This window comes from Ruegeria sp. AM5, assembly GCF_056540645.1.
Window position 1 is genome coordinate 22414 of sequence record NZ_JBQFXC010000014.1, and the last position, 20800, is coordinate 43213.

The 20800-nt window shown below is 52.6% G+C and carries 14 protein-coding genes and 1 tRNA gene; 8 read left to right on the top strand and 7 right to left on the bottom strand.

Going from position 1 to position 20800, the window contains the following annotated elements:
- Positions 1-79: 79 nt before the first annotated feature.
- Together gltB and ACR0AH_RS19415 are read right to left on the bottom strand one after the other, a co-directional pair.
- Positions 80-4612, bottom strand: a complete 4533-nt coding sequence (gene gltB, locus ACR0AH_RS19410) for a glutamate synthase large subunit (protein ID WP_480593322.1) — start codon at positions 4610-4612, stop codon at positions 80-82.
- A 109-nt stretch (positions 4613-4721) separates the two neighbouring features.
- Positions 4722-6155, bottom strand: a complete 1434-nt coding sequence (locus tag ACR0AH_RS19415; protein ID WP_170466699.1) for an NAD(P)-dependent oxidoreductase — start codon at positions 6153-6155, stop codon at positions 4722-4724.
- A 228-nt stretch (positions 6156-6383) separates the two neighbouring features.
- Between ACR0AH_RS19415 and ACR0AH_RS19420 the strand changes: the two genes are divergently transcribed.
- Positions 6384-7187, top strand: coding sequence for an undecaprenyl-diphosphate phosphatase (locus ACR0AH_RS19420; protein ID WP_480593324.1), 804 nt, complete (start codon positions 6384-6386; stop codon positions 7185-7187).
- Here the strand turns inward: ACR0AH_RS19420 and ACR0AH_RS19425 are convergent, their stop codons facing one another.
- Positions 7188-8171 (bottom strand): complex I NDUFA9 subunit family protein, encoded by a 984-nt coding sequence (locus tag ACR0AH_RS19425; RefSeq protein ID WP_480593326.1) that lies wholly within the window; start codon positions 8169-8171, stop codon positions 7188-7190.
- 198 nt (positions 8172-8369) lie between these two features.
- Between ACR0AH_RS19425 and ACR0AH_RS19430 the strand changes: the two genes are divergently transcribed.
- From ACR0AH_RS19430 to ACR0AH_RS19440, 3 genes are all read left to right on the top strand, one after another.
- Positions 8370-8456, top strand: a tRNA-Leu gene (locus ACR0AH_RS19430).
- Positions 8457-8766: 310 nt separating this feature from the next.
- Complete coding sequence (gene hmgA / locus ACR0AH_RS19435; RefSeq protein WP_370644329.1) at positions 8767-10128, top strand: homogentisate 1,2-dioxygenase; 1362 nt, start codon at positions 8767-8769, stop codon at positions 10126-10128.
- Between the two features lie 445 nt (positions 10129-10573).
- Entirely contained in the window at positions 10574-11587 is a 1014-nt protein-coding gene (locus ACR0AH_RS19440) for a COG3904 family protein (protein WP_480593328.1), read from the top strand.
- 696 nt (positions 11588-12283) lie between these two features.
- Here the strand turns inward: ACR0AH_RS19440 and ACR0AH_RS19445 are convergent.
- Positions 12284-12970 (bottom strand): recombinase family protein, encoded by a 687-nt coding sequence (locus tag ACR0AH_RS19445; protein ID WP_480593330.1) that lies wholly within the window; start codon positions 12968-12970, stop codon positions 12284-12286.
- A gap of 840 nt (positions 12971-13810) precedes the next feature.
- On the opposite strand from ACR0AH_RS19445, the gene ACR0AH_RS19450 reads away from it, so the two are divergent.
- Both ACR0AH_RS19450 and ACR0AH_RS19455 read left to right on the top strand, forming a co-directional pair.
- Positions 13811-14719, top strand: a complete 909-nt coding sequence (locus tag ACR0AH_RS19450) for a hypothetical protein (RefSeq protein ID WP_480593332.1) — start codon at positions 13811-13813, stop codon at positions 14717-14719.
- Positions 14719-15414 carry a hypothetical protein gene (locus tag ACR0AH_RS19455; RefSeq protein ID WP_480593334.1) on the top strand — a complete coding sequence of 232 codons (696 nt, stop codon included), beginning with the start codon at positions 14719-14721 and terminating at the stop codon, positions 15412-15414. The genes ACR0AH_RS19450 and ACR0AH_RS19455 overlap by 1 nt, the downstream gene beginning before the upstream one ends.
- Before the next feature lie 327 nt (positions 15415-15741).
- On the opposite strand, the gene ACR0AH_RS19460 is transcribed toward ACR0AH_RS19455, so the two are convergent.
- The 3 genes from ACR0AH_RS19460 to ACR0AH_RS19470 all read right to left on the bottom strand — a co-directional run bounded on the left by ACR0AH_RS19460 (position 15742) and on the right by ACR0AH_RS19470 (position 19709).
- Entirely contained in the window at positions 15742-17016 is a 1275-nt protein-coding gene (locus ACR0AH_RS19460; protein WP_480593336.1) for a hypothetical protein, read from the bottom strand.
- A gap of 44 nt (positions 17017-17060) precedes the next feature.
- The gene (locus ACR0AH_RS19465; RefSeq protein WP_480593338.1) at positions 17061-18476 is read right to left on the bottom strand and encodes a tyrosine-type recombinase/integrase; all 1416 of its coding nucleotides are present in this window, start codon (positions 18474-18476) and stop codon (positions 17061-17063) included.
- A 138-nt stretch (positions 18477-18614) separates the two neighbouring features.
- The gene (locus ACR0AH_RS19470) at positions 18615-19709 is read right to left on the bottom strand and encodes a tyrosine-type recombinase/integrase (protein WP_170361263.1); all 1095 of its coding nucleotides are present in this window, start codon (positions 19707-19709) and stop codon (positions 18615-18617) included.
- Positions 19710-20076: 367 nt separating this feature from the next.
- Between ACR0AH_RS19470 and ACR0AH_RS19475 the strand changes: the two genes are divergently transcribed.
- Positions 20077-20499, top strand: coding sequence for a helix-turn-helix domain-containing protein (locus ACR0AH_RS19475; RefSeq protein WP_170361359.1), 423 nt, complete (start codon positions 20077-20079; stop codon positions 20497-20499).
- A gap of 4 nt (positions 20500-20503) precedes the next feature.
- Positions 20504-20800 carry a hypothetical protein gene (locus tag ACR0AH_RS19480; protein ID WP_170361261.1) on the top strand — a complete coding sequence of 99 codons (297 nt, stop codon included), beginning with the start codon at positions 20504-20506 and terminating at the stop codon, positions 20798-20800.

The following is a 20800-nucleotide window of genomic DNA, read 5'->3' on the forward strand; positions in this document are numbered from 1 at the left end:
GAAACAATATGGCCAGACAAAAGAATACCCGGCGTGTTGGGAACGACACGCCGGGCCAAAGATTTAGATCTCTCAAGACCTATTCTGCAGGAACCGCCGCCACCTCGGTGGTCAGAGGATGACTGAGCTTGTTCAACATCTCTTTCGGGCAAACCTGCAGGAAGTTGGTCTTTTCCACATCCCAATGCTGTAAGATATCAATGGCTTTGCGGCTATTGGTTTCCGCGACATGGCGCTCGATCATTGCTTTCAGCTGATCTTCCCAATGGTCCACTGTCACCGGACAGGTGACAAGCGTCTCCATGTTCATCAGCGCTTCGGCCTTGCCTTCGGGGTCGTACAGATAAGCCATACCACCCGTCATCCCCGCACCAAAGTTAGCACCGATATCGCCGAGAATAACCGCAATGCCGCCGGTCATGTATTCACACCCGTTCGAGCCGCAGCCTTCGATCACCACTCTGGCACCTGAATTTCGCACCGCGAACCGCTCACCTGCGCGGCCTGCTGCAAATAGGTGGCCATCGGTGGCACCGTATAGGACGGTGTTGCCAATGATGGTGTTATATTCCGCCTTGAGCGGGCTCACCTGCGGGGGTCGCACAACAATCATGCCGCCCGAAAGCCCCTTGCCGACATAGTCGTTGGCATCACCCGAGACCTCCAGCTTGAGACCTGGAGCGGCAAAAGCCCCCAGCGACTGGCCCGCCGAACCCTGCAGCTTCACATGCAAGTGATCGTCCTGGAACGTGTTCCGCATGCCGAAATTCTGGACGATGTGGCTTGAGACACGTGTACCCACGGTCCGATGCGTGTTCTGCACCGCGTAAGATAGTTGCATCTTCTCACCGTCTTTCAGGAACCGTGCTGCATCGCGCACAATCTCGGCATCCAGCGTATCCGGCACTGCATTACGATCCTTGTCGCGGTTGTAGACGATATCATGTGCGCCATCGACGGTGATCAACAGCGGGTTGAGGTCCAGATCATCCAGATGCGCCGATCCGCGGCTGACCTGTGCTAGCAGATCAGCACGACCGATGATTTCGTCAATCGAACGTGCGCCGAGGCTAGCCAGCAGTTCTCGCACTTCCTGTGCGTAGAAGGTGATCAGGTTCACCACCTTGTCCGCGTTGCCAGTAAACTTGGCACGCAACGATTCGTCCTGCGTACACACGCCCACCGGACAGGTGTTCGACTGGCACTGACGCACCATAATACAGCCCATTGCGATCAGGGCGGCGGTACCGATGCCGTATTCCTCAGCGCCCATCATCGCGGCCATGACGATGTCACGACCGGTGCGCAGGCCACCATCCGTCCGCAGAGTCACACGGTCGCGCAGGTTGTTCATCGCCAGAACCTGATGGGCTTCGGTCAGGCCCATTTCCCATGGCAGGCCGGCATATTTGATGCTGGTCGCAGGTGAGGCCCCAGTGCCGCCATTGTGACCCGAAATAAGGATAATATCCGCTTTCGCCTTGGCCACACCGGCAGCAATCGTGCCAACGCCCGAGGACGCCACCAGCTTAACCGTCACTTTGCAGCGCGGGTTGATCTGTTTCAGGTCATAGATCAGCTGCGCCAAATCCTCGATCGAGTAGATGTCGTGGTGCGGCGGCGGCGAGATCAGCGTAACGCCCTTGGTAGAATGCCTCAGACGCGCGATCAGGTCTGTGACTTTCATTCCCGGCAGCTGACCGCCCTCACCAGGCTTCGCGCCTTGGGCGACCTTGATCTCAAGCTCTTCGCACTGGTTCAGGTATTCGGCGGTCACGCCGAACCGGCCCGAGGCCACCTGTTTGATCTTGGCCGACGGGTTGTCACCGTTGGGTTCAGGCACAAAATGCGCCGGGTCTTCACCACCTTCGCCGGAATCCGACTTCGCGCCAATCCGGTTCATCGCCACGTTCAGTGTCTTGTGCGCCTCGGGGCTTAGGGCGCCCAGCGACATGCCTGGAGTGACAAAGCGTTTGCGGATTGAAGTGATCGATTCGACCTCTTCGATCGGCACCGGCTTGCCCAGCGGCTTGAAATCCATCAGATCGCGCAAGTGAATCGGAGGATTGGACTGCATCTTGGCCGAATACTGTTTCCACAGCTCATATGAGGCGCGGTTACAGGCCATTTGCATCATGTGCATTGAGGTTGCTTCCCACGCGTGGGTCTCACCCGATTTACGCGCTTTGTAGAAACCTCCGATGGGCAGAACATCCAGACCGCTGTCCCACGCCTTGGCATGAATTTCTTCGACTTTGGTCTGAATGCCGGTGACACCGATGCCGGAGATACGACTGGTCATACCCGGGAAATACTCGGCCACCATCGCGCGGCTGAGACCCACGGCTTCGAAATTCAGACCACCGCGATAGGACGAGATCACCGAAATACCCATCTTGGCCATGATCTTCAGCAGACCCTGGTCGATGGCTTCGCGATAGCGAGCAACGTTTTCGGTCAGGGTGCCGTCCAGCAGACCACGGTCAATGCGATCAGCCAGTGAATCTTCGGCCAGATAGGCGTTCACAACAGTCGCGCCACAGCCGATCAGAACCGCAAAGTAGTGAGGATCAACACATTCAGCAGACCGCACGTTCAGCGAACAAAAGGTCCGCAAACCCTGACGGGTCAAATGCGAATGCACAGCACTGGTGGCCAGGATCATCGGCATCGCCACACGACCTTGCCCTGAATTCATGTCAGACAGAACCAAGTGACCCGCGCCCGAGCGCACGGCTTCTTCTGCTTCGGCTCTAACACGTGCCAAGGCGGCGCTCAGAGCGCCTCGGCCGGGTTCAAAGCTACAATCGATCTCCGCAAGGGGTGAACCCAGTTGATTGACCAGGGTGTCCCATTGTGCATTGCCGACAAAGGGGCTTTCCAGAACGATGATCTCGGTCTGGCTGCTGTCTTCGTCCAGCACGTTCTTAAGGTTGCCGAACCGCGTCTTCAGCGACATCACACGGTATTCACGCAAACTGTCGATCGGAGGGTTCGTCACCTGGCTGAAGTTCTGCCGGAAAAAGTGGCTGAGCGGGCGGTATTGCTTGGACAGAACAGCCGAGGGCGTATCATCCCCCATCGAAGCCAGCGCCTCTTTGCCGTCCTCTGCCATCGGGGCAAGAATCTGTTCTAGGTCTTCTACAGAATACCCGGCCGCGATCTGACGCTTGCGCAGTTCTTCTCCGGTGAATTTCGGGTGTTCCGTCACGCCCGCAAGTGACTCGTCCAGATCGTTGATCTTGCCGACCCAGTCGCCAAACGGCAGTGCTCGGGCCAGTTTGTCCTTGATCTGCTTGTCGCGGAACAGCTTGCCCTTTTTCATATCGACAGCCAGCATCTGGCCCGGTCCCAGCGCGCCTTTTTCGGTCACGGTGGCCTCATCAATCGGCACCATACCCGCCTCGGACCCCGCGATGACCAGACCATCGCCGGTTACCACATAGCGCATCGGGCGCAGACCATTCCGATCCAAACCGGCACACACCCAGCGGCCATCCGTCATTGCCAGCGCAGCAGGGCCATCCCAAGGTTCCATCACTGAATTGCAGTAGGAATACATGTCGCGCCAGCTTTGCGGCAGCTCGATAGCTTGCTTGGACCAGCTTTCCGGAACCAGCATGGTTTTCGCCATCGGCGCCGAGCGCCCCGCACGCACCAAGACCTCGAATACCGAGTCTAATGCGGCGGAATCCGACGATCCGCCCGCTATGATCGGTTTGATATCCTCGGCATAGACGCCAAAGCTATCCGAGGTCATGCGGATCTCGTGGCTTTTCATCCAGTTGATGTTGCCTTTCAGCGTGTTGATCTCACCGTTGTGGGCCAACATACGGAAGGGCTGGGCCAGCCACCATTGCGGGAACGTGTTGGTCGAATAGCGCTGGTGGTAAATGGCAAAAGCGGACTCGAACCGCTCATCCATCAGGTCGGGGTAGAAAACAGCGACCTGCTCGGCCAGCATCATGCCTTTGTAGATGATCGACCGGCAAGACAGCGATGCCAGATACAGCCCCGAGATTCCTGCGGCCAGCGCCGCTTTTTCAATACGGCGACGAATGACATAGAGCTCACGCTCGAATGTCTCTTCATCCACGCCTTTGGAGTTCGAGATCAGAATTTGCTCGATCTCGGGCCGGGTCGCGTTGGCCTTTTCGCCCAGACAGGTCACATCAACCGGCACATGTCGCCAGCCATAAATATAGTAACCCATGCGTAAAACTTCGGTTTCCACGATGGTCCGGCACTGTTCCTGCGCGCCAAAATCCGTGCGGGGCAGGAAAACCTGACCGACAGCAACCAGTTCATCCAAGTTTGGTTCATGACCCGTGCGACGAATCTGATCATAGAAGAATGGGACAGGGATCTGCACATGGATACCTGCGCCATCCCCGGTTTTACCGTCCGCATCCACCGCGCCGCGATGCCAGATTGCCTTTAGCGCATCGATCCCGGCATCCACCACCTTGCGTGACGGCTTACCATCGACGGACACAACAAGGCCCACACCGCACGAGGAATGTTCTTCTTCCTCTGAATAGAGACCGTTTTCTGCCATCCATTTGCGCTTGGCTTCTTCGGCCCGCACCCAATCGGCATCATATTTGGTCATTGGCTGTCTCCTTCTTCCCAAGGGGGCACACAGGCTTTTGTTCATCTGTCGTCGTTCGCTTTCGAACGCATACCCGCTGGGATTTTTCGAATTGCTTTTGCGTTTTGTTTCACTCGGCTGCGATGGCGGATTTGGCGTTAAAACGCTCAATTATGGCATCTGCGCAATCGCGCCCGTCACGGATCGCCCAGACCACCAGCGAAGCACCGCGCACGATGTCGCCGATGGCATAAACGCCCTCCATCTCGGTTGCACCGGTCTGGAACGCAGCTTTGATTGTACCCCAGCGGGTCACAGGCAGATCAGGTTGGCCGAATAAGGTGGGCAGGTCTTCGGGTTCGAAGCCAAGCGCCTTGATCACCAGATCGGCCTCTTCGACATAGTCTGCGCCCTCAATCACTTCGGGAGCCTGACGGCCCGAGGCATCGGGCTGGCCCAGACGCATCTTCTGCACCATGACACCGTTTACTTGCTCATCGCCGGTAAAGCCTTTGGGTGCGCTAAGCCATTCGAAGATCACGCCTTCTTCCTCGGCATTCTGGGTTTCACGCTGCGAGCCCGGCATATTGGCGCGGTCGCGGCGATAGAGGCATTTGACCGACGTCGCACCCTGACGAATCGACGTGCGCACGCAATCCATCGCGGTATCACCCCCGCCGATGACGACCACTTTCTTACCTTCCGCGTTCAGGCGGCCATTGTCGAAGTCATCAACCGCATCGCCAAAACTTTTGCGATTCGAGGCTGTCAGAAAATCGATCGCCTTTTCAATCCCACCCAGACCGCTGCCGGGCATGGACAGATCACGGGATTTGTAGACGCCCGTTGCAATAATCACCGCATCATGTTTCGCGTGGATTTCCGCGAATTTCGCGGCGTCCACATCGCAGTTCAGCTCAAATGCAACACCACCATCTGCCAGCAGGTCATTTCGGCGTTGGACGATATCCTTTTCCAGCTTGAAACCGGGAATGCCGTACATCAGCAGCCCCCCCGCACGGTCATATCGATCATAGACCGTGACCTGAATACCCGCCCGGCGCAGCATATCCGCCGCTGCCAATCCTCCGGGACCACCGCCAATGATACCCACGCTTTCGTCGCGCTCGGCACGAGGCTGAACGGGTTTGACCCAGCCTTTGTCCCAGGCTGTATCGGTAATGTATTTCTCGATCGAGCCGATGGTGACCGTACCGTGGCCCGATTGCTCGATCACGCAATTGCCTTCGCACAGACGGTCCTGTGGGCAGATGCGGCCGCAGATTTCAGGGAAAGTGTTGGTAGCCTGGCTTGTTTGATACGCCTCTTCCAACCGCCCGGTTGCCGTCAGGTTCAGCCAATCAGGGATATTGTTGTGCAGCGGACAATGGGACTGGCAATAGGGCACTCCGCACTGGCTGCATCGGCTGGCCTGTTCGGCCGCCTTCTCCGCGGCGTACTCGGCATAGATTTCATCGAAGTCCTCTTTGCGGTCACTGGCGGCACGCTTTTCAGGCATGACACGATCGATCTGCACAAATTTCAGCATCGGTTGCTTGGCCACGGGTCAGACTCCATGAATTGGCTTGGTCAGGGTTCTTTAAGTGATGTCATTCTGGATGAAAAGTCAATAATACTGACCTATATTGAGAAAACTGCATCGCTCGATGTTTTTTCAGAGAAATTTGTCGTGTTTTTAGTTCCGATTCGGACCTATCTGAGCACTTCACTTTCCCGTTGCCCGCTTATACCCATTGTTCTCAACAAAACGAGCACGGTACCGGCAGAGCAGATGAGCCTTTTTCACTTGATTCTTGTGGCGATCATTCAGGGCGTCACCGAATTCTTGCCTGTATCTTCATCCGGGCACCTGATCCTGTTGCCCCGCCTGACTGGCGCGGTTGATCAAGGCCTGGTAATCGATGTCGCCGTCCATGTAGGAACACTTGGCGCGGTTATTCTTTATTTCTGGTCAGATGTGAAACAAGCCCTAGCCGGGATACCACAAATTATCCGAGGACGAATTGAGACGCCTCAGGCGCGGTTGGCACTGGGCTTGGTCATCGCCACGATTCCGACAGTCATTGCGGGCGGGATCGTGTACCTGACGGGGCTTGAGCAGGCTCTGCGTTCAGTCGCCGTCATCGGATGGGCGATGCTTGGCTTCGGGTTGGTGCTGTATTGGATGGATCAAAAGGGGGTACAAACCAAACGTAGTTCGGACTGGGGCTTAAAGGACGCAATGATCATGGGGCTGTGGCAGATGTTGGCCTTAATCCCGGGGACTTCACGCTCGGGGATTACGATCACAGGCGCTCGTCAGCTTGGCTATACACGCGAAGATGGTGCGCGGATTGCCATGCTGATGTCGATACCTACGATCATCGCTTCGGGCGTCCTGCTTTCGATCGATGTCGTCCGTGAGGCGGATACACAGCTGGCCAAGGACGGCGCGATTGCCGCAGCCTTCGCCTTTGTTTCGGCTCTGCTCGCGCTTAACCTGATGATGCGGCTTCTGCGCAGCGTCAGTTTCACACCCTATGTGATCTACCGGGTCATCCTCGGAGCAATACTGCTAATGATCGCCTATAGCTGATCAGATGCGCAGGTTCTTGGCCGAGTTCTGAATATCGTCATACTGACCCGCGGGGCGGAATTTCCACAGATATTCTGGCAGAACCGACTCCAACGTTGCGGGCTCGATCCCGAGGTCCGAAAAACCTTTAGCGTCATCCGCCACCACATTATCGCGCCGCAGATTCTTAAGTTGGTCACGAGTCAGGATATTGTTCGGAAACAACTGAAAACTGACGAACTTCGCGATATCCAACACACCCGCCATGATTTTCGCCGCCCAGAAAGGCATCCCGATGATGATCCGGCGGCGATGAATTACGTCGAGCATCTGCTGCATCAAGGCGCGGAAACTCTTTACCTCTGGCCCGCCCAGTTCATAAACACCGGCAGAAGCTTTGCCCAGAACGCCCTGAACTGCCGCTTGCGCAACATCATCGACATAGACAGGTTGAAATTTCGTTTCCGCCCCAACAAGCGGCAGGAACGGGCTCATCCGCGTCATTCCTGCGAAGCGGTTGAAAAACTGGTCTTCGGTGCCGAAAATGACTGATGGGCGCAGAATGACGGCACCCGGCATGTGTTGCAAAACGCCCGCCTCGCCCTGCGCTTTGGTGCGTGCATATTGGCTGTCGGATTCGGGATCCGCACCGATGGCCGAGATATGAACCATGCGGTCAATACCCTGAGCGGCCGCCAGCCGGGCGATCCGTTCGGCACCTTCGGCCTGCACTGCGTCGAACGCATTCTTGCCCAGCTCATTCAATACGCCGACGCAATTCACCACGGCGTCCACACCATGCATCGCTGCAGCGACCGAGGCGTCATCACGGATATTGCACAAGATAGGCTCGACCTGACCAACCGCGCCATAGGGTCTGACGAACATCGCTTCATTGGGCCGCCGCACAGCGACGCGGACACGCCAGCCTTCGGCAGCCATACGCCGCGCGATATATCGGCCAACAAAGCCCGATCCACCGTAAATCGTGACGAGTTTCGACATGATGGCGCTCCTGCTGTCTTGGTCTGAATTGATCTAGCGCCCACGAGCCCGTCGAACAAGGCGCAATAACGCCGCGCTTCTCTGAAAATCCGTCGCGTGAACCAGAAGTTGGGGCACGCATCAAAAAACTTTCAAAAACACCCCCGAATCTGGTTGACGCCCCCTGCCAGTCAGCTTAAACGCCCCTCCACGACACCTGCCCAGGTGGCGGAATTGGTAGACGCGCTAGCTTCAGGTGCTAGTGTCCGTATGGACGTGGAGGTTCGAGTCCTCTCCTGGGCACCAAAATTTCCATAAAATTTGAACCCCTGGCACTTCCGGTCACTTGACCGATGTACAATCAGGCTGGTTTGGCCTGTCTGAGTCAATTTCTTTGTTTGACCCCGAGAATCGACCCGCAGGTACCGGAATTAATAATCTCTGTTGCACTACCTTTTGCCAGTCGAAGAAGGACATGGTGCAAGGCTATGGCAATTTCCTGCAAATCAAACTCATCTTTTTTGAAGATACCTTCCCGTCGCGCTTGTTAGTTACAAAGTCAACTATTACCACACCCATTAAATTCGATCGTATCTGTCCGGAAGGAACGTGCAAAATGAATGAGCTGACCAAGAATGAACGCATGACAGTTGCCCCATCCTTGAAAGGGCCGCACGAAGGGTACATGCCGGGCTTTGGCAACGATTACGAAACCGAAGCGCTTCCTGATGCTCTGCCCCAGGGTATGAACAGCCCGCAGAAATGCAATTACGGCCTCTATGGAGAGCAGCTTTCAGGCACTGCGTTTACGGCACCCTCGCACCAGAACGAGCGCACCTGGTGCTATCGTATCCGCCCGTCAGTAAAGCATTCACATCGCTATGAAAAAATCGATGTTCCCTATTGGAAATCAGCGCCCAATGTCGATCCTGACGTTGTCAGCTTGGGACAGTACCGCTGGGACCCGGTGCCCCATACCGGTGAACAGACAACCTGGGTCACGGGCATGCACACCATGACCACTGCCGGGGATGTGAACACTCAGGTCGGGATGGCCAGCCATATCTATATGGTGAATACTTCAATGCAGGATGATTACTTCTTCTCGGCTGACTCCGAGCTGCTGGTGGTGCCGCAAGAGGGCGTTCTGAGATTCTACACCGAATTAGGGATCATCGACCTAGAACCCAAGGAAATCGCTATCATTCCACGCGGCCTTGTCTACCGGGTCGAAGTTGTGGAAGGCCCTGCGCGCGGGTTCGTGTGCGAAAACTACGGCCAGAAATTCGAACTGCCTGGCCGCGGCCCGATCGGCGCCAACTGCATGGCCAACCCGCGTGATTTCAAAGCACCGGTCGCGGCGTTTGAGGACCGCGAAGTGCCCTCAACCGTGACCGTCAAATGGTGCGGTCAGTTTCACCAGACCAAAATCGGTCACAGCCCGCTGGACGTGGTGGCGTGGCACGGCAACTATGCACCCGTCAAATACGACCTGCGTACATATTGCCCGGTCGGAGCCATCCTGTTCGATCATCCGGATCCGTCGATTTTCACCGTTCTAACCGCACCTTCAGGCCAGCCCGGCACCGCAAATATCGACTTTGTTCTGTTCCGCGAGCGCTGGATGGTCATGGAAGATACCTTCCGTCCGCCCTGGTACCACAAGAACATCATGTCCGAACTGATGGGCAATATTTACGGCCAATATGATGCGAAACCGCAGGGCTTTATTCCCGGCGGTATGAGCCTGCACAATATGATGCTGCCCCACGGCCCGGATCGCGAAGCCTTTGAAAAAGCATCGAATTCAAACCTGGGGCCAGACAAACTGGAGAACACCATGTCCTTCATGTTCGAAACCCGCTTTCCGCAGCATCTCACAGCGTTCGCCGCCAATGAGGCACCGCTGCAGGACGACTACATCGACTGTTGGAGCGACATCGAAAAGAAATTCGACGGCACACCCGGCAAGAAGTGACGAGGGTATAATTCCTTCGTCACCCAAAGGGCAGAGAATTAGAACGCTTGGTCTGTAACGCATTTAATCGCGTACGTTCAGAAAAGCTTGGCGACCCCGGCAGGATTGTTTACCGTTTAATGTGGGTGTGTTTTTATTTGTTTACAGCACCTTAAGTCAACGGCAAAACGGCTTGTGTCACTCTTTGTGTCACCATTCAGAGTTTTCAGGGCATATAGGTTTTTAATGCCGACATCTTCGATGAAAACGGAACGATTAAGGTCATGTCTCGCTTCAAATAACAAAGATTACATTCAGAATAGCGAATTTATCGGTATTGGTGATCCACAAGCCTATGGTGTACCGCCTGAGCCTGTGACGTATTCAAGCAACTGCCCCTTGTCCCCGATATTCCTTAGGTTGTAGTGGCGAACGATAGAAACAGTTAATAGTCTTGGGGGTCGGTGTGCAATTTGAGTACACAGATGAACAAACAGAACTCGAAAAACTGCTTGGTGGTTTTCGTCACCTAAACGCATTCGGTCCTATCGTTAGAGGTGATGCCGACCGACTGCTCAAACTTATCGAAGCTGTTAATGTCCCGCCAAGCACAACCGTATACATAAATTCGCCGGGTGGAGACGCTGAGGAAGGTATTAAACTTGGATGTGTAATTCGAGCCTATCAACTCGAAACCGCCATAGGCAGTTATGTTCTCGAACCAAATAATGGCGATGCACTTTTGGTGCCTAGAACGCTGACTGCTGGCGTATGCATGAGTGCCGCTACCCTTATGTATGCCGGGGGACGCTTAAGACACTTTACCCGTGGTTCAAAGTTCGGAGTACACCGCTTCGCATACAAAAACCCGGTACCGGAGAACGTAGAAAAATCTCAAGAACTCTCAGCCGGAATAGCAGAGTTTCTGGACAAAATGGGCGTTCCTCTTAGTTTCCTCAGCCTTTCAGCAGGTGTGGCAAGCGATACAATTCTTGAGTTGAATGAAGACCAACTCCGAGAACATGGTATGGTCACCGGAGGCGTGACAGATGTCGTGTGGGGGACAGAGATGCGGAGTAACATGCTCTATGTCCGTGGAACCAGAGATTCAATTTTTGGGCGTCATAAGGTTGCGCTAGCTCATACAAAAGACGCCGGTTTTATGTTTTTTGCCGTGATTGAAGCACAAGGACGGCAAAGCGAGCTTTGTGATTTTGGAGTTGTCGAAATTGTTGTGAACGGTGAAGATCACAGAATTGATGTTTCTCAGAAATGTTCACGCATTCCGAACGACGTCGATGTAATCTTCTTGGCAAAACTCACTGATGAAGAAGCGCGTCTGCTTGCTTACAGCGAAAGTTTTGGGGTGCAAGTTCGTACATCTAAGGAGGCCGAAGTCTTCCTTGGTGCGTCAGCTTTAGAGACCGAAGGGGGGCAAGACAGTCTACGGTCTTTGTACGAAAGCATGAGGGGCGACTAGAACTGGGTCCGCTAAGTATGAACTTAAGCTGGAACTAAGCCTTTCTTGCTCAGAAGGTGGTCAGCTTTACTATGGCAAGGAATCCACCATCTGTGGAATTATCAGTTTTACAAAATAGTCTAGTAATTGGTAGTAAGAGGTAGGGACCAGCGAACTAACCGCCAAGTTCTGTTTCGCTGATCCCCTTCTGTTAAGGCGACTGGTGTTACTGCCAGTCGTCTTCTGATTTTAGGACAAGGTAAATTACTTTGCCTGTCCAATAGATTGCATTGAGCGCCGCCCAAACAATCGTTACCATTTATTTTTCCTTCTGCTCGTGCCTACGGCTTGCACCGCCGCCAGTGCGACCCCGCGAATCGGTGTCTTGTCTTACCTATTCAACGTAGCGTGTCGGCATATGCGCCACAACACAGATGATGAGCGTATTCTGAAACAATCACCAATTTCAACACAATATCTGGTAATTACTGGTATCAAAAAACAATATATGGTATCTTCTCAACATCAGTTATCCCCATAATTCGCTTTTTAGCTGTGGATAAACTGAGGACAACTTTGGAGGCGCGAACATTTGGGGCCGATAGGTAGCTTTCCGCCGCAAACTTAGCGCATCATTTTGGCGTGTTTTGGTTCATAAGGAACAGCAGGTCAGGAAACCCTCAGACAGACGAAGCTGAGATTGAAGGCGGTAGCTCATTACAAACCACTAGAGACATCCAATCTATCAAGTGTCCTCTTGACCTGTGACGCTTGCCAGCTACCACCTCTAGCCGTAGGCACCCCAGAGGCGTTCAGAGCGTCCGCTATGGCCCTTAAGCTGAACCCTTGACTCCTTAGTGGCAAAATCACATTGGCGACTCTATCGGCCCTTTCCTTGGCCCTACGCTGAACCTCTTGGTTTCGCCTATTGGTCTTGTCCCGAAGCCCGCCAAGCTTAACCCCTTTAGCCTTTGCTTCGGCAAGTGCGGCCTTAGTACGAATTGAAATGAATTCTCGTTCCTGTTCCGCCAAAGCAGCATAGATATGCAGTTGGAACTTATCAGCGCTGGGCATGGAAGCGACCCGAAGCTTGATCTTTGGGTCGTCCATCAATGTCGCAATGAAAGAGACCTTTCGACTTAGGCGGTCTAGTTTAGCCACGAGTAATTCGGCACCTGTGATCCGTGCCAACTTCATAGCTTCCTGAAGCTCTGACCTATCATCGTTCTTACCCGACTGAATGTCTGTGAAGTTACCGATTACTTCAAAGGGTTCAGCTGAGTAGGTCTCAAGAAAAATCGCAATGTCCCTGTCCTGTGCAGCCAGACCTAAGCCAGAGCGGCCCTGATCTTCTGTGCTTACACGTTTGTAGATGACGTACTGCTTCACAAGGTTAGGCTCCATCCGATTTGCCTCCAGTACCCATTTATGCGTCGATGTTGCTAACGTCAACGTAGGTTGTGCATGTTACAAATAACTGAAACGTTGGCACATGATGCCTCGCTCTAGACATCAGGAGAATTTTCTGTGGGCAGACAAGGGGGCGGGGATTAGAAATTTGGCTTTAAAAAAATAGGGTGTTTAGTTGATGTTATTATTCCTTGTTGGATTGGGTCGTTTTGAGCAGATGGATCGTACTAACGCTAGTGCTCATATCGTGTGGTACAGAACGGTGAGGGGCGTCCATTTTGAAGGCTCGCCAGTAGGTCGGGCAATCCTCAATAACAGAATTATTTATTAAGATATGAAGTGACGGTTCGTCGATCGAAGCGAGTTGTCCTTGCCTATTTTGAATGGAAAAAATCTAACTAGCACAACACGACCCTTCAAAAAGAGAACGAGCTAACTCCAGCCTAAGGTAGAATACTACAGTTTGATGCCATGATTGGTTTCGGACAATCTCAGCTACAAAATCTCAATATCGCTCCGAACAATAAGAAAAATAGTTTTTTAATTTCATAAAATTGCCGGTCTCATAGCTTACAAGCTACCCTGACATCAAAAACCTCAAGGCATGCATGTTAGGGTTGACTTATACTGCTCGCCAAGCTTTTTGTGTGTCCGAAAACAAACGAGCGGCTAGGCAGCAAAATCTACAAGTAATGGCCAAAGATCAGAAGCACGTTGGCATCTTGCTGGCCTGCTTTGTGATGCATGTTTCGGATTTAGTCTCCGAAGCCCTTAAAAAGCCACTGACAGTACTTGTTGCGTTCCGGTCCACTATTGTGTCGAGGGATAAAACGTATGAATCTCACCCTTAAGGTAATGCGCAACACTCTGCTTGCTCTTTCGATCAGCTGCCTTCCGGTAGTGAGTAATGCTAATGGTGCGATATCCCTTGCTCCCGCCGACTCCGGTGCCATGCAATCAGCTGGTCCTGTTATCCTCGGAGAGGATTTTGCGGTTTTCAGCAACGGTGAAAAACTCGACCTCACTTTTGTGCCTGAGAACAAATTTGGTTCAGAAGATCTCGACTACTCCACCAAGATCTACCACTTCACAACGAGTAAGAGCGGCTTAGGATTGCCATTTGATGACTGTGGCAACTTGAACCAAGGCCATGTTGGTCTTGTACGTTCAAAAAATGCGGAAAATGAAAAGTTTCTTAGGCTAGTTTTTAGTTCTGCATCTGCTCCGCTAAATTTTTTTGAGAGCGTATGCGCAGACTTCCTGTTTCTTGAACCTGAATTGCCTGACGTTGGCCCTGCAGGCGAAGAAATCACAGGTAAATGGGAAGTACAGTCGAAAACCGATCAGAACGGAAAACCTTACTTTGCGATGGCCATTCCTGCAGACAAGGAGTGGGATCGAACCGGAGAGTATCCTTACCTGGGTGCAAGGTGTAGTGGCAACAAAACCGAAGCCTTTATCTACTTTGGCGAAAAGCCGGTGTTGAGTGGTGAGGCTGCTATGGTGGTCTGGGAAGTCGAAAACGGTGCGAAAAAGGTTGAGTTTTGGCCAATAGCGCAAAGCAAGTCAGCTGTCTTCGTTTCAGGTTGGGCCGGGAATTTTCTCAAGAATCTGGCAGGAAAGAAGCGGGTCGCCATCAACCTCGCTGAACAAGGAAAACGCGACTTTGATCTTAACTTCGATATTCGCGGCATAGACAAGGTTTTACCCAAACTCGCGTCAGCGTGTAATTGGAGCTACTAATGTTGCAGGCGGTAAAAGCCCTAGGCGGCAGAGTCCGAACACTTCCGAAAATTAAACTTAGCCGTAAGGTTACCCTACCTGCTCTAGTGACCGTGCTGATTACAACAACTGACTTGTTTGCGGTTTTTTCGGAGTATGTTGCGACTAGAAAGTTCTCTTTAGAAGGTACCACTCTTTTCCGAACGGAAGAGGAGTTTCAAAGCGGTGTTATGGGTGCTGCAGCTTACTTAAAAGCTGACTTACTTCTTACCAACTGGCCCTCAAGTGGAGCGAAGATTTCAGCCGTTTCTCGTGTTTCGACGGGCGACTACATCATGGTCCCCTCTCGAACAAATGAATTGAAAGTAGATCACGGTGGTATAGCTGGGGTAAAAAGCAAGTTCTTCTCACTACCTTCTATAACGACCGATGGAGAGGTGAGCTTGTTGTGTTTTGCGCAACAATTGAATGAGCTACTTTCTTTCTGGAGTGGAAGAGTTGTTGCGGTGCTGCCGCATGAAAACAGCTGGGAAGAACTATCTGGACAGGATTTAAATAGCTACTTTTTCACCTCAGAAGGAAAAGAGCTGATTTCTTCGACTAATCCGGGGAACAATATCGTAAAGCTTCAACGCAGTCCCGCTAAAGTTGTGACGCTCAATAGGTTTACTAGCTTCGGCTCAAACCCTTGCAATGAAGGAAGGTTTGAGACGTAAAGGGTTCAAGAGTACGGCTTTAACAAATCTATTAACTTTATCCGTGCCGAGTACGTGATTGTACGACGCTCAAGAGGTCTTTGTTTTAAGTTCAAAGATTTTTTGGGAAGTGACCGAGGTATGGAAACACAGCCGGAACCCCTTAGCGTTCATAGTAACCCTGTAGGTAGTCATAAGGTATATCTCTAGATAGAAAGTTACATATGCCCCCTTATGAACCCTAGGTATTGCATATGCCTTACCTGAGCAGTGATGGTTATATCACCACCACACCGAAGCTTTGCTCTATAACTAACCTAAGAGAAGCACTCTAGGTCTGCACTTCCGCTAGTGACCGACCGTTAACGTGGGCCTTAACCCAATGTGATCATAGAACGCTTCACTGAAGACTTCTTGAGCGGTATCAACGTCCCTAACTCGGACGATAAGACAGTCATGAACTGGTAGTGCTGGAATACAATACTGACGTTTCAGGATCAGTAGCGTCTGGTTCATGATGGCGGAGTCAATGGCCTGAAGGCGCGAAGAATTTAGTCCTCTTGTCTCTAAGTCATTCAGGAATGGGTATCGCTCCAGAATCTTGTCTACAACCGGGGTAGTTCGGCTCCCTACCCGACCCTTTCCGACGATAACGTTTATTGCCTGCTTAACGTCTTCCCTGTCCAATCCGTCGATCTGGTACAGGTCAACCCCAACTTCATATTCGAACCCCATCAGGCCGAGTAGCATGGTCAGCTGGCAAGCCTTAATGTCAATCTCAGCAGTTGGTTCACCACCTATCAGAATTCCCCTCCGCTCTTCTGACTTCCAGTTGATATAGGTCGATTCAGACCCGTAGAAGCGCCCACCAGAGTCCCATTGGTAGTTTTCCCTGTCCCCATCATTGAAAACACGGAACAACGCTGGCGGCGCTCCAAAGCTGTATTCCCACTTATTCAGGAAAGCATTTATTTCGTTCACATCCGCTTCAATCGCAACCGATGTAGCTGATCTTGTGTAGTCCGAAATAATTCGGGGCTTTGCCTCCCCACTGATTTTCGCCGCTTTCAACGTAATCGGTAGGGCTTTGTTCAGGTCGCTTCTGAAATGGAGTGTTAGGTTCTTTGGAGTAATGCCGTACTCAGCCAGATGTTCAAGCAGCAACGGGGTGGCCCGAAGCCGTGTCGCCCAGCGTTTGTTTGGGGTGTTTGGATGGTAAATCTCACCATCAAAATCGTCGCTACCTCGAAAACCGATGACGACATCCATCAATCCGATTTCGGGCCATACAGACTTCAGAGTTTCATAATGCCTGCTGGTTGCGTTTGTATTCTTGAACTTGTCTTTGTTACTTTCCCGCCAACAGTAGCCCCCAGAATCTATGTTGAGTACTGCTTCCAGCAAATCCCCGAGCAACGCCCCTATGGTTGCCTTTAGGGATTGTGCCGTTTCGGTTCTTAAACCCCTAACCCTTGATCCATGTTCTCGCTGAAAGGAAACCGTTTGATCCATTACAGCGTCAATTGCACTGTGTGCTTCTTCCGAGAAAGGACACATCACTAGAGTAGCCATTTTGGCCGCCCTTAACTCCTCCGGTTCAAAGTCTGCCTTAAACTGGTTCATAGCTTTCTGACCATCCATCATGTTTTTTTGGTTAACCGAACTTGTTACTCCGGTTTTCTGGGGATCAGAGATGGCATCGACTTGCCTGATGCGGCTTCACATTTGAGCATGTGGCTCATGTGATCGCCGAGAACTGAAACCTCATGTCCTATGCCGTACCCTTCGCCCACACCATCGCGTTTCCAACCGCCTATTCGGTCAATAACGTCAGGTGGACAGTTGGTGTTTCTTAGGCGATCTCGCAAAGAGTGACGAAGGCTGTGTAGAGTTTGTTTTTCACCTCTGAGGTTCTGGTCTTTGAGCCATTTGTTCAAAGTCGCGGACACAGAGTTGCTATTGAAGTCTCCGTTTTTGACAACTTTGGGAAAAACAAAGTTGCCGTCGGTCGCGGACACAGCTCGCTTTATTCCCCATAACGACACGCCGGTTAACGGAACCGCTCTTTTCGATGCCTTTGTCTTCAACCTCCTGACACTGTTGGGAGTGAGTTTTATATGCGGAGTTTCGGCTTCAAGGAAAACATCATCTCGCAGTAACCCTGCTATCTCCGCCAACCTAGCACCTGTGTCGCTGAGTGCAGCGATAACCCATCGTCGCTCGTCGTCCACTTCCATGCAACGTTGCTGAATTGCCCAAACTTCTTCCAGCGAAAAGGGCAACCTAGCTGGCCCAAAATCAGAGTCTTTTTCAGGGATAATCAGGTCTGATAGTGGATTCTCCATACGGACTTTGAGTTCCCTGATCGCCGTATTGAATATTGGCCTAATCTGGTTCAGGTACCGCTTCACTGTGGCCGGTTTGACCGTCTTCAGCAATTCCTCCACGAAAGCGTTACCGTGATCCCTGTCGTATCGGTTGATGGGGAGTTCACCATTTATCTCAGTGAACAGCGCTACAGACCTATCAAACTGGCTGTCTTCTGTGCGTTTTGGATGGAAATACAGGTGCCTATCTTTGACCTCAGAAAAGTAAGGAGCTGTTAAATCGCGTAGTTCCTCTGAGTCTGCATGATACAGTTCCGCTGCCATCCTTAGAGCCGGTGGAAGCCGTTCCGCTACGATCCCCGGTGCATATCCATCTTGATCGCGAGACTCGTGAATAAGCTCATCGATAAATCGGTCTGGCTCAAGGTCATACTTGGCATATTCGGCAGCTTGTCCTGGTTTCAGATCATGTTTTCGAAGGATTGCCATCGCTTCTTCACGAAGTGCAAGTTCCCCACCTTCGCCAGACTTCAAGAAGCCCCATTCACGGTCTAGCTTCTTCGTAATCTGTTGCGCCTTCCTAGCCGCCTCTGCTGGTTCCTTAGTTCCGAGGGACACGAAGTGAAATTCCTTCCCATTGTAGTGAGCCTGTAAGTCCTTTGGTATTCTGCGCCGGTAGTTCGCTCTACCTCCACGCCATTCAACATGTTTGATCGTCATTCTTATTGGACCGTATCTGAACCAGTTCTTCGACATGTGTCACCTAATGTGTCACCTATCGGGGCGCAAGAAGCATCTAAGGTATGGAAAGAACATACTTTTTTATATTAGTTTGGCGACCCCGGCAGGATTCGAACCTGCAACCTGCCCCTTAGGAGGGATGCGTTCATAGCGCTATTCCTTTTGTGATTTCTTACTGTTGGGTGCTTGTACAGTGTCATCCTGTACGTGGTTTGTACGAAAACGGGCCCTAATGTCGGCCTCATCGGTCTCTGCGTGGGCATAAATCCGCATGGGCAAATTGGGGTCTGACCAACGTCCAGCCTTGGCTGCTGTGACGGGATCGACGCCCTGACGGACAACAAGCTCCGTGAAGAACCCGTGCCGCCCTGCCGGGTGGGCTGAAAGGTACGAGATGCCCGCGCGTTTGCAGATCGTCTTCCAGCGCGTGTTGTAACCGGTGGAGCTCCCATAGCCGAAGATGCGCGCCTTCATGAGCTTGCCGGTCTTGCGGTTCTTGGGACGTTTGGGAGGCAGCGCGAGTAGCTCGTCCATCATCTGAGGCGAAACGGTGATCCAGCTTTCCGGATGCCCCTTCTGAGCTTTCACGCGGACTTTGTTTTCGTGCGGCCTTAGGTCATCGGGCTCCAAGGACACGGCTTGATCAATCCTTGCAGCCGTCTCAAACATAAAACGCACCAGTGCGGCATTGTATGGGTCGGCGGCACGACAAAATGCCTCGATCCATTCCTTATCAGCTGGTGTGCGCTCGACGCGGCTGAGCTTCCCTCGCCGCTTGTCCTGAGCGATCCGCTCGAACTTGTCGTAGGGTTTCACGCGGATCAGCGGCGTGCCTTCCAGCTCATGCGCGTTGTTGATCACCGCACTCGCGGGCGTCACGATCTCGCGCCACCAGGTATCCGTCGACGCTTTGGGTTTCAGCTTCGGCCCAAGGCTTTTCAGTAACGCGCCAGATATCGCACCTAACGACAGGTCGCCGATCACTTCGACAATCGGGATCAACTGCTTCGCCGCCTTCGGGGACGCGTTGTAGAGCATGATTGCATCAGAGAACGTCTTGCTCGGTTCGTCGCCCACGACATAGCGACGGATCTGACGTTCGGTCTCATGGTTTATCCAGTCCCGTGCGCCCTCTTCTGTAGATGCCTTAGTGCTTCGCCGGTATGGGCCGGCGATTGGCCTGCCGTTGTATTCGATCCACCCCTTGGCCCAGTAGACACGGCCCCTCTTGTAAATTTGGAGCGGCATGACTGGCCTCCTTCAAAAATCGTATCAATCTGCGCGGGCGTGATCAGCATGGTTCGCCCAAGGCGATAAAATGCACCCGTCTCATTGGCGCGTTCACGCAACGTGCGTTCTGAAATATCGATCCCCATCCCGGCCATAACTTCGACCCACTGCGCGGGTGTTTTCCCGAGCCCCAGGATCTGCGAGCTGTCTGAATAGTTGGTCTCTGCCATTTCACTCGTCCTTGTCCACTTAAGTTGAGTCAGCGACACGCATGGAATCGCTTGTTCTGCACCTTCTGACGTGGTCAGATGTGATTAACTGTAAATGTTCGTCATTTTTTGCAAAGTTCGCGAATTTCGACGAAGTAGTCAATTGGAAAATTCAGATGCCGCAGAAACATGCTGATCTTTTTGCTGCAATGGGTGCTCGTCTCACCATTGCTCGCAATGAAATCGGCTTCTCACAAGCGGCCATGGCGGAAGCTATCGGTGTCTCACCGCGCGCGTATCACAGCTACGAAAAGGGCCAGCGCGGAATGCCTGTAGAGGCCTTGGTCGCGATGGGTGAGCGGTTCGAGGTGGACGTGCCCTGGCTACTTCTGGGCACCAAATCCATTCGGGCGGGGCATGACTTCGAAGCCCTCAAACACATTGAAAGCTCGCTGGATCAGCACCTCACCGATGAGGGCATAAGAATCAAAAGTGAAAAGCGCGGGGCCATCGTCACCCGTTGGTATCAATCGCATGTCGAAGGTCGCGAAGTGACGGATGACGACGTGCACACATGGATCGAGCTGGTAAGGGAGTAATCTGGTGAACAAGGCAAGCAAACGCTGGAACATGTTGCGGCACTCAGTCTTGGAGCGTACCCGCCGAGAGGTGATCGAACCCTTTGGGCCGCTTTACATAATCTTGCTTGGAACCAGCGTCTTCTATTTGATTGGTTTGGGCCAACTATCGTTGGCGCAACAGCCTGCCGAATACTCGGTGTTTGCTGCCATCCTGATTTTTGCGATCGCCGCAGCTGGCTTGGCGCTTCCATTTTTGACAGGTGCGGTACTGACCCTACGCGCGGCCGATCGAAAACTGGAACGTCTTCAACGCGGGTGA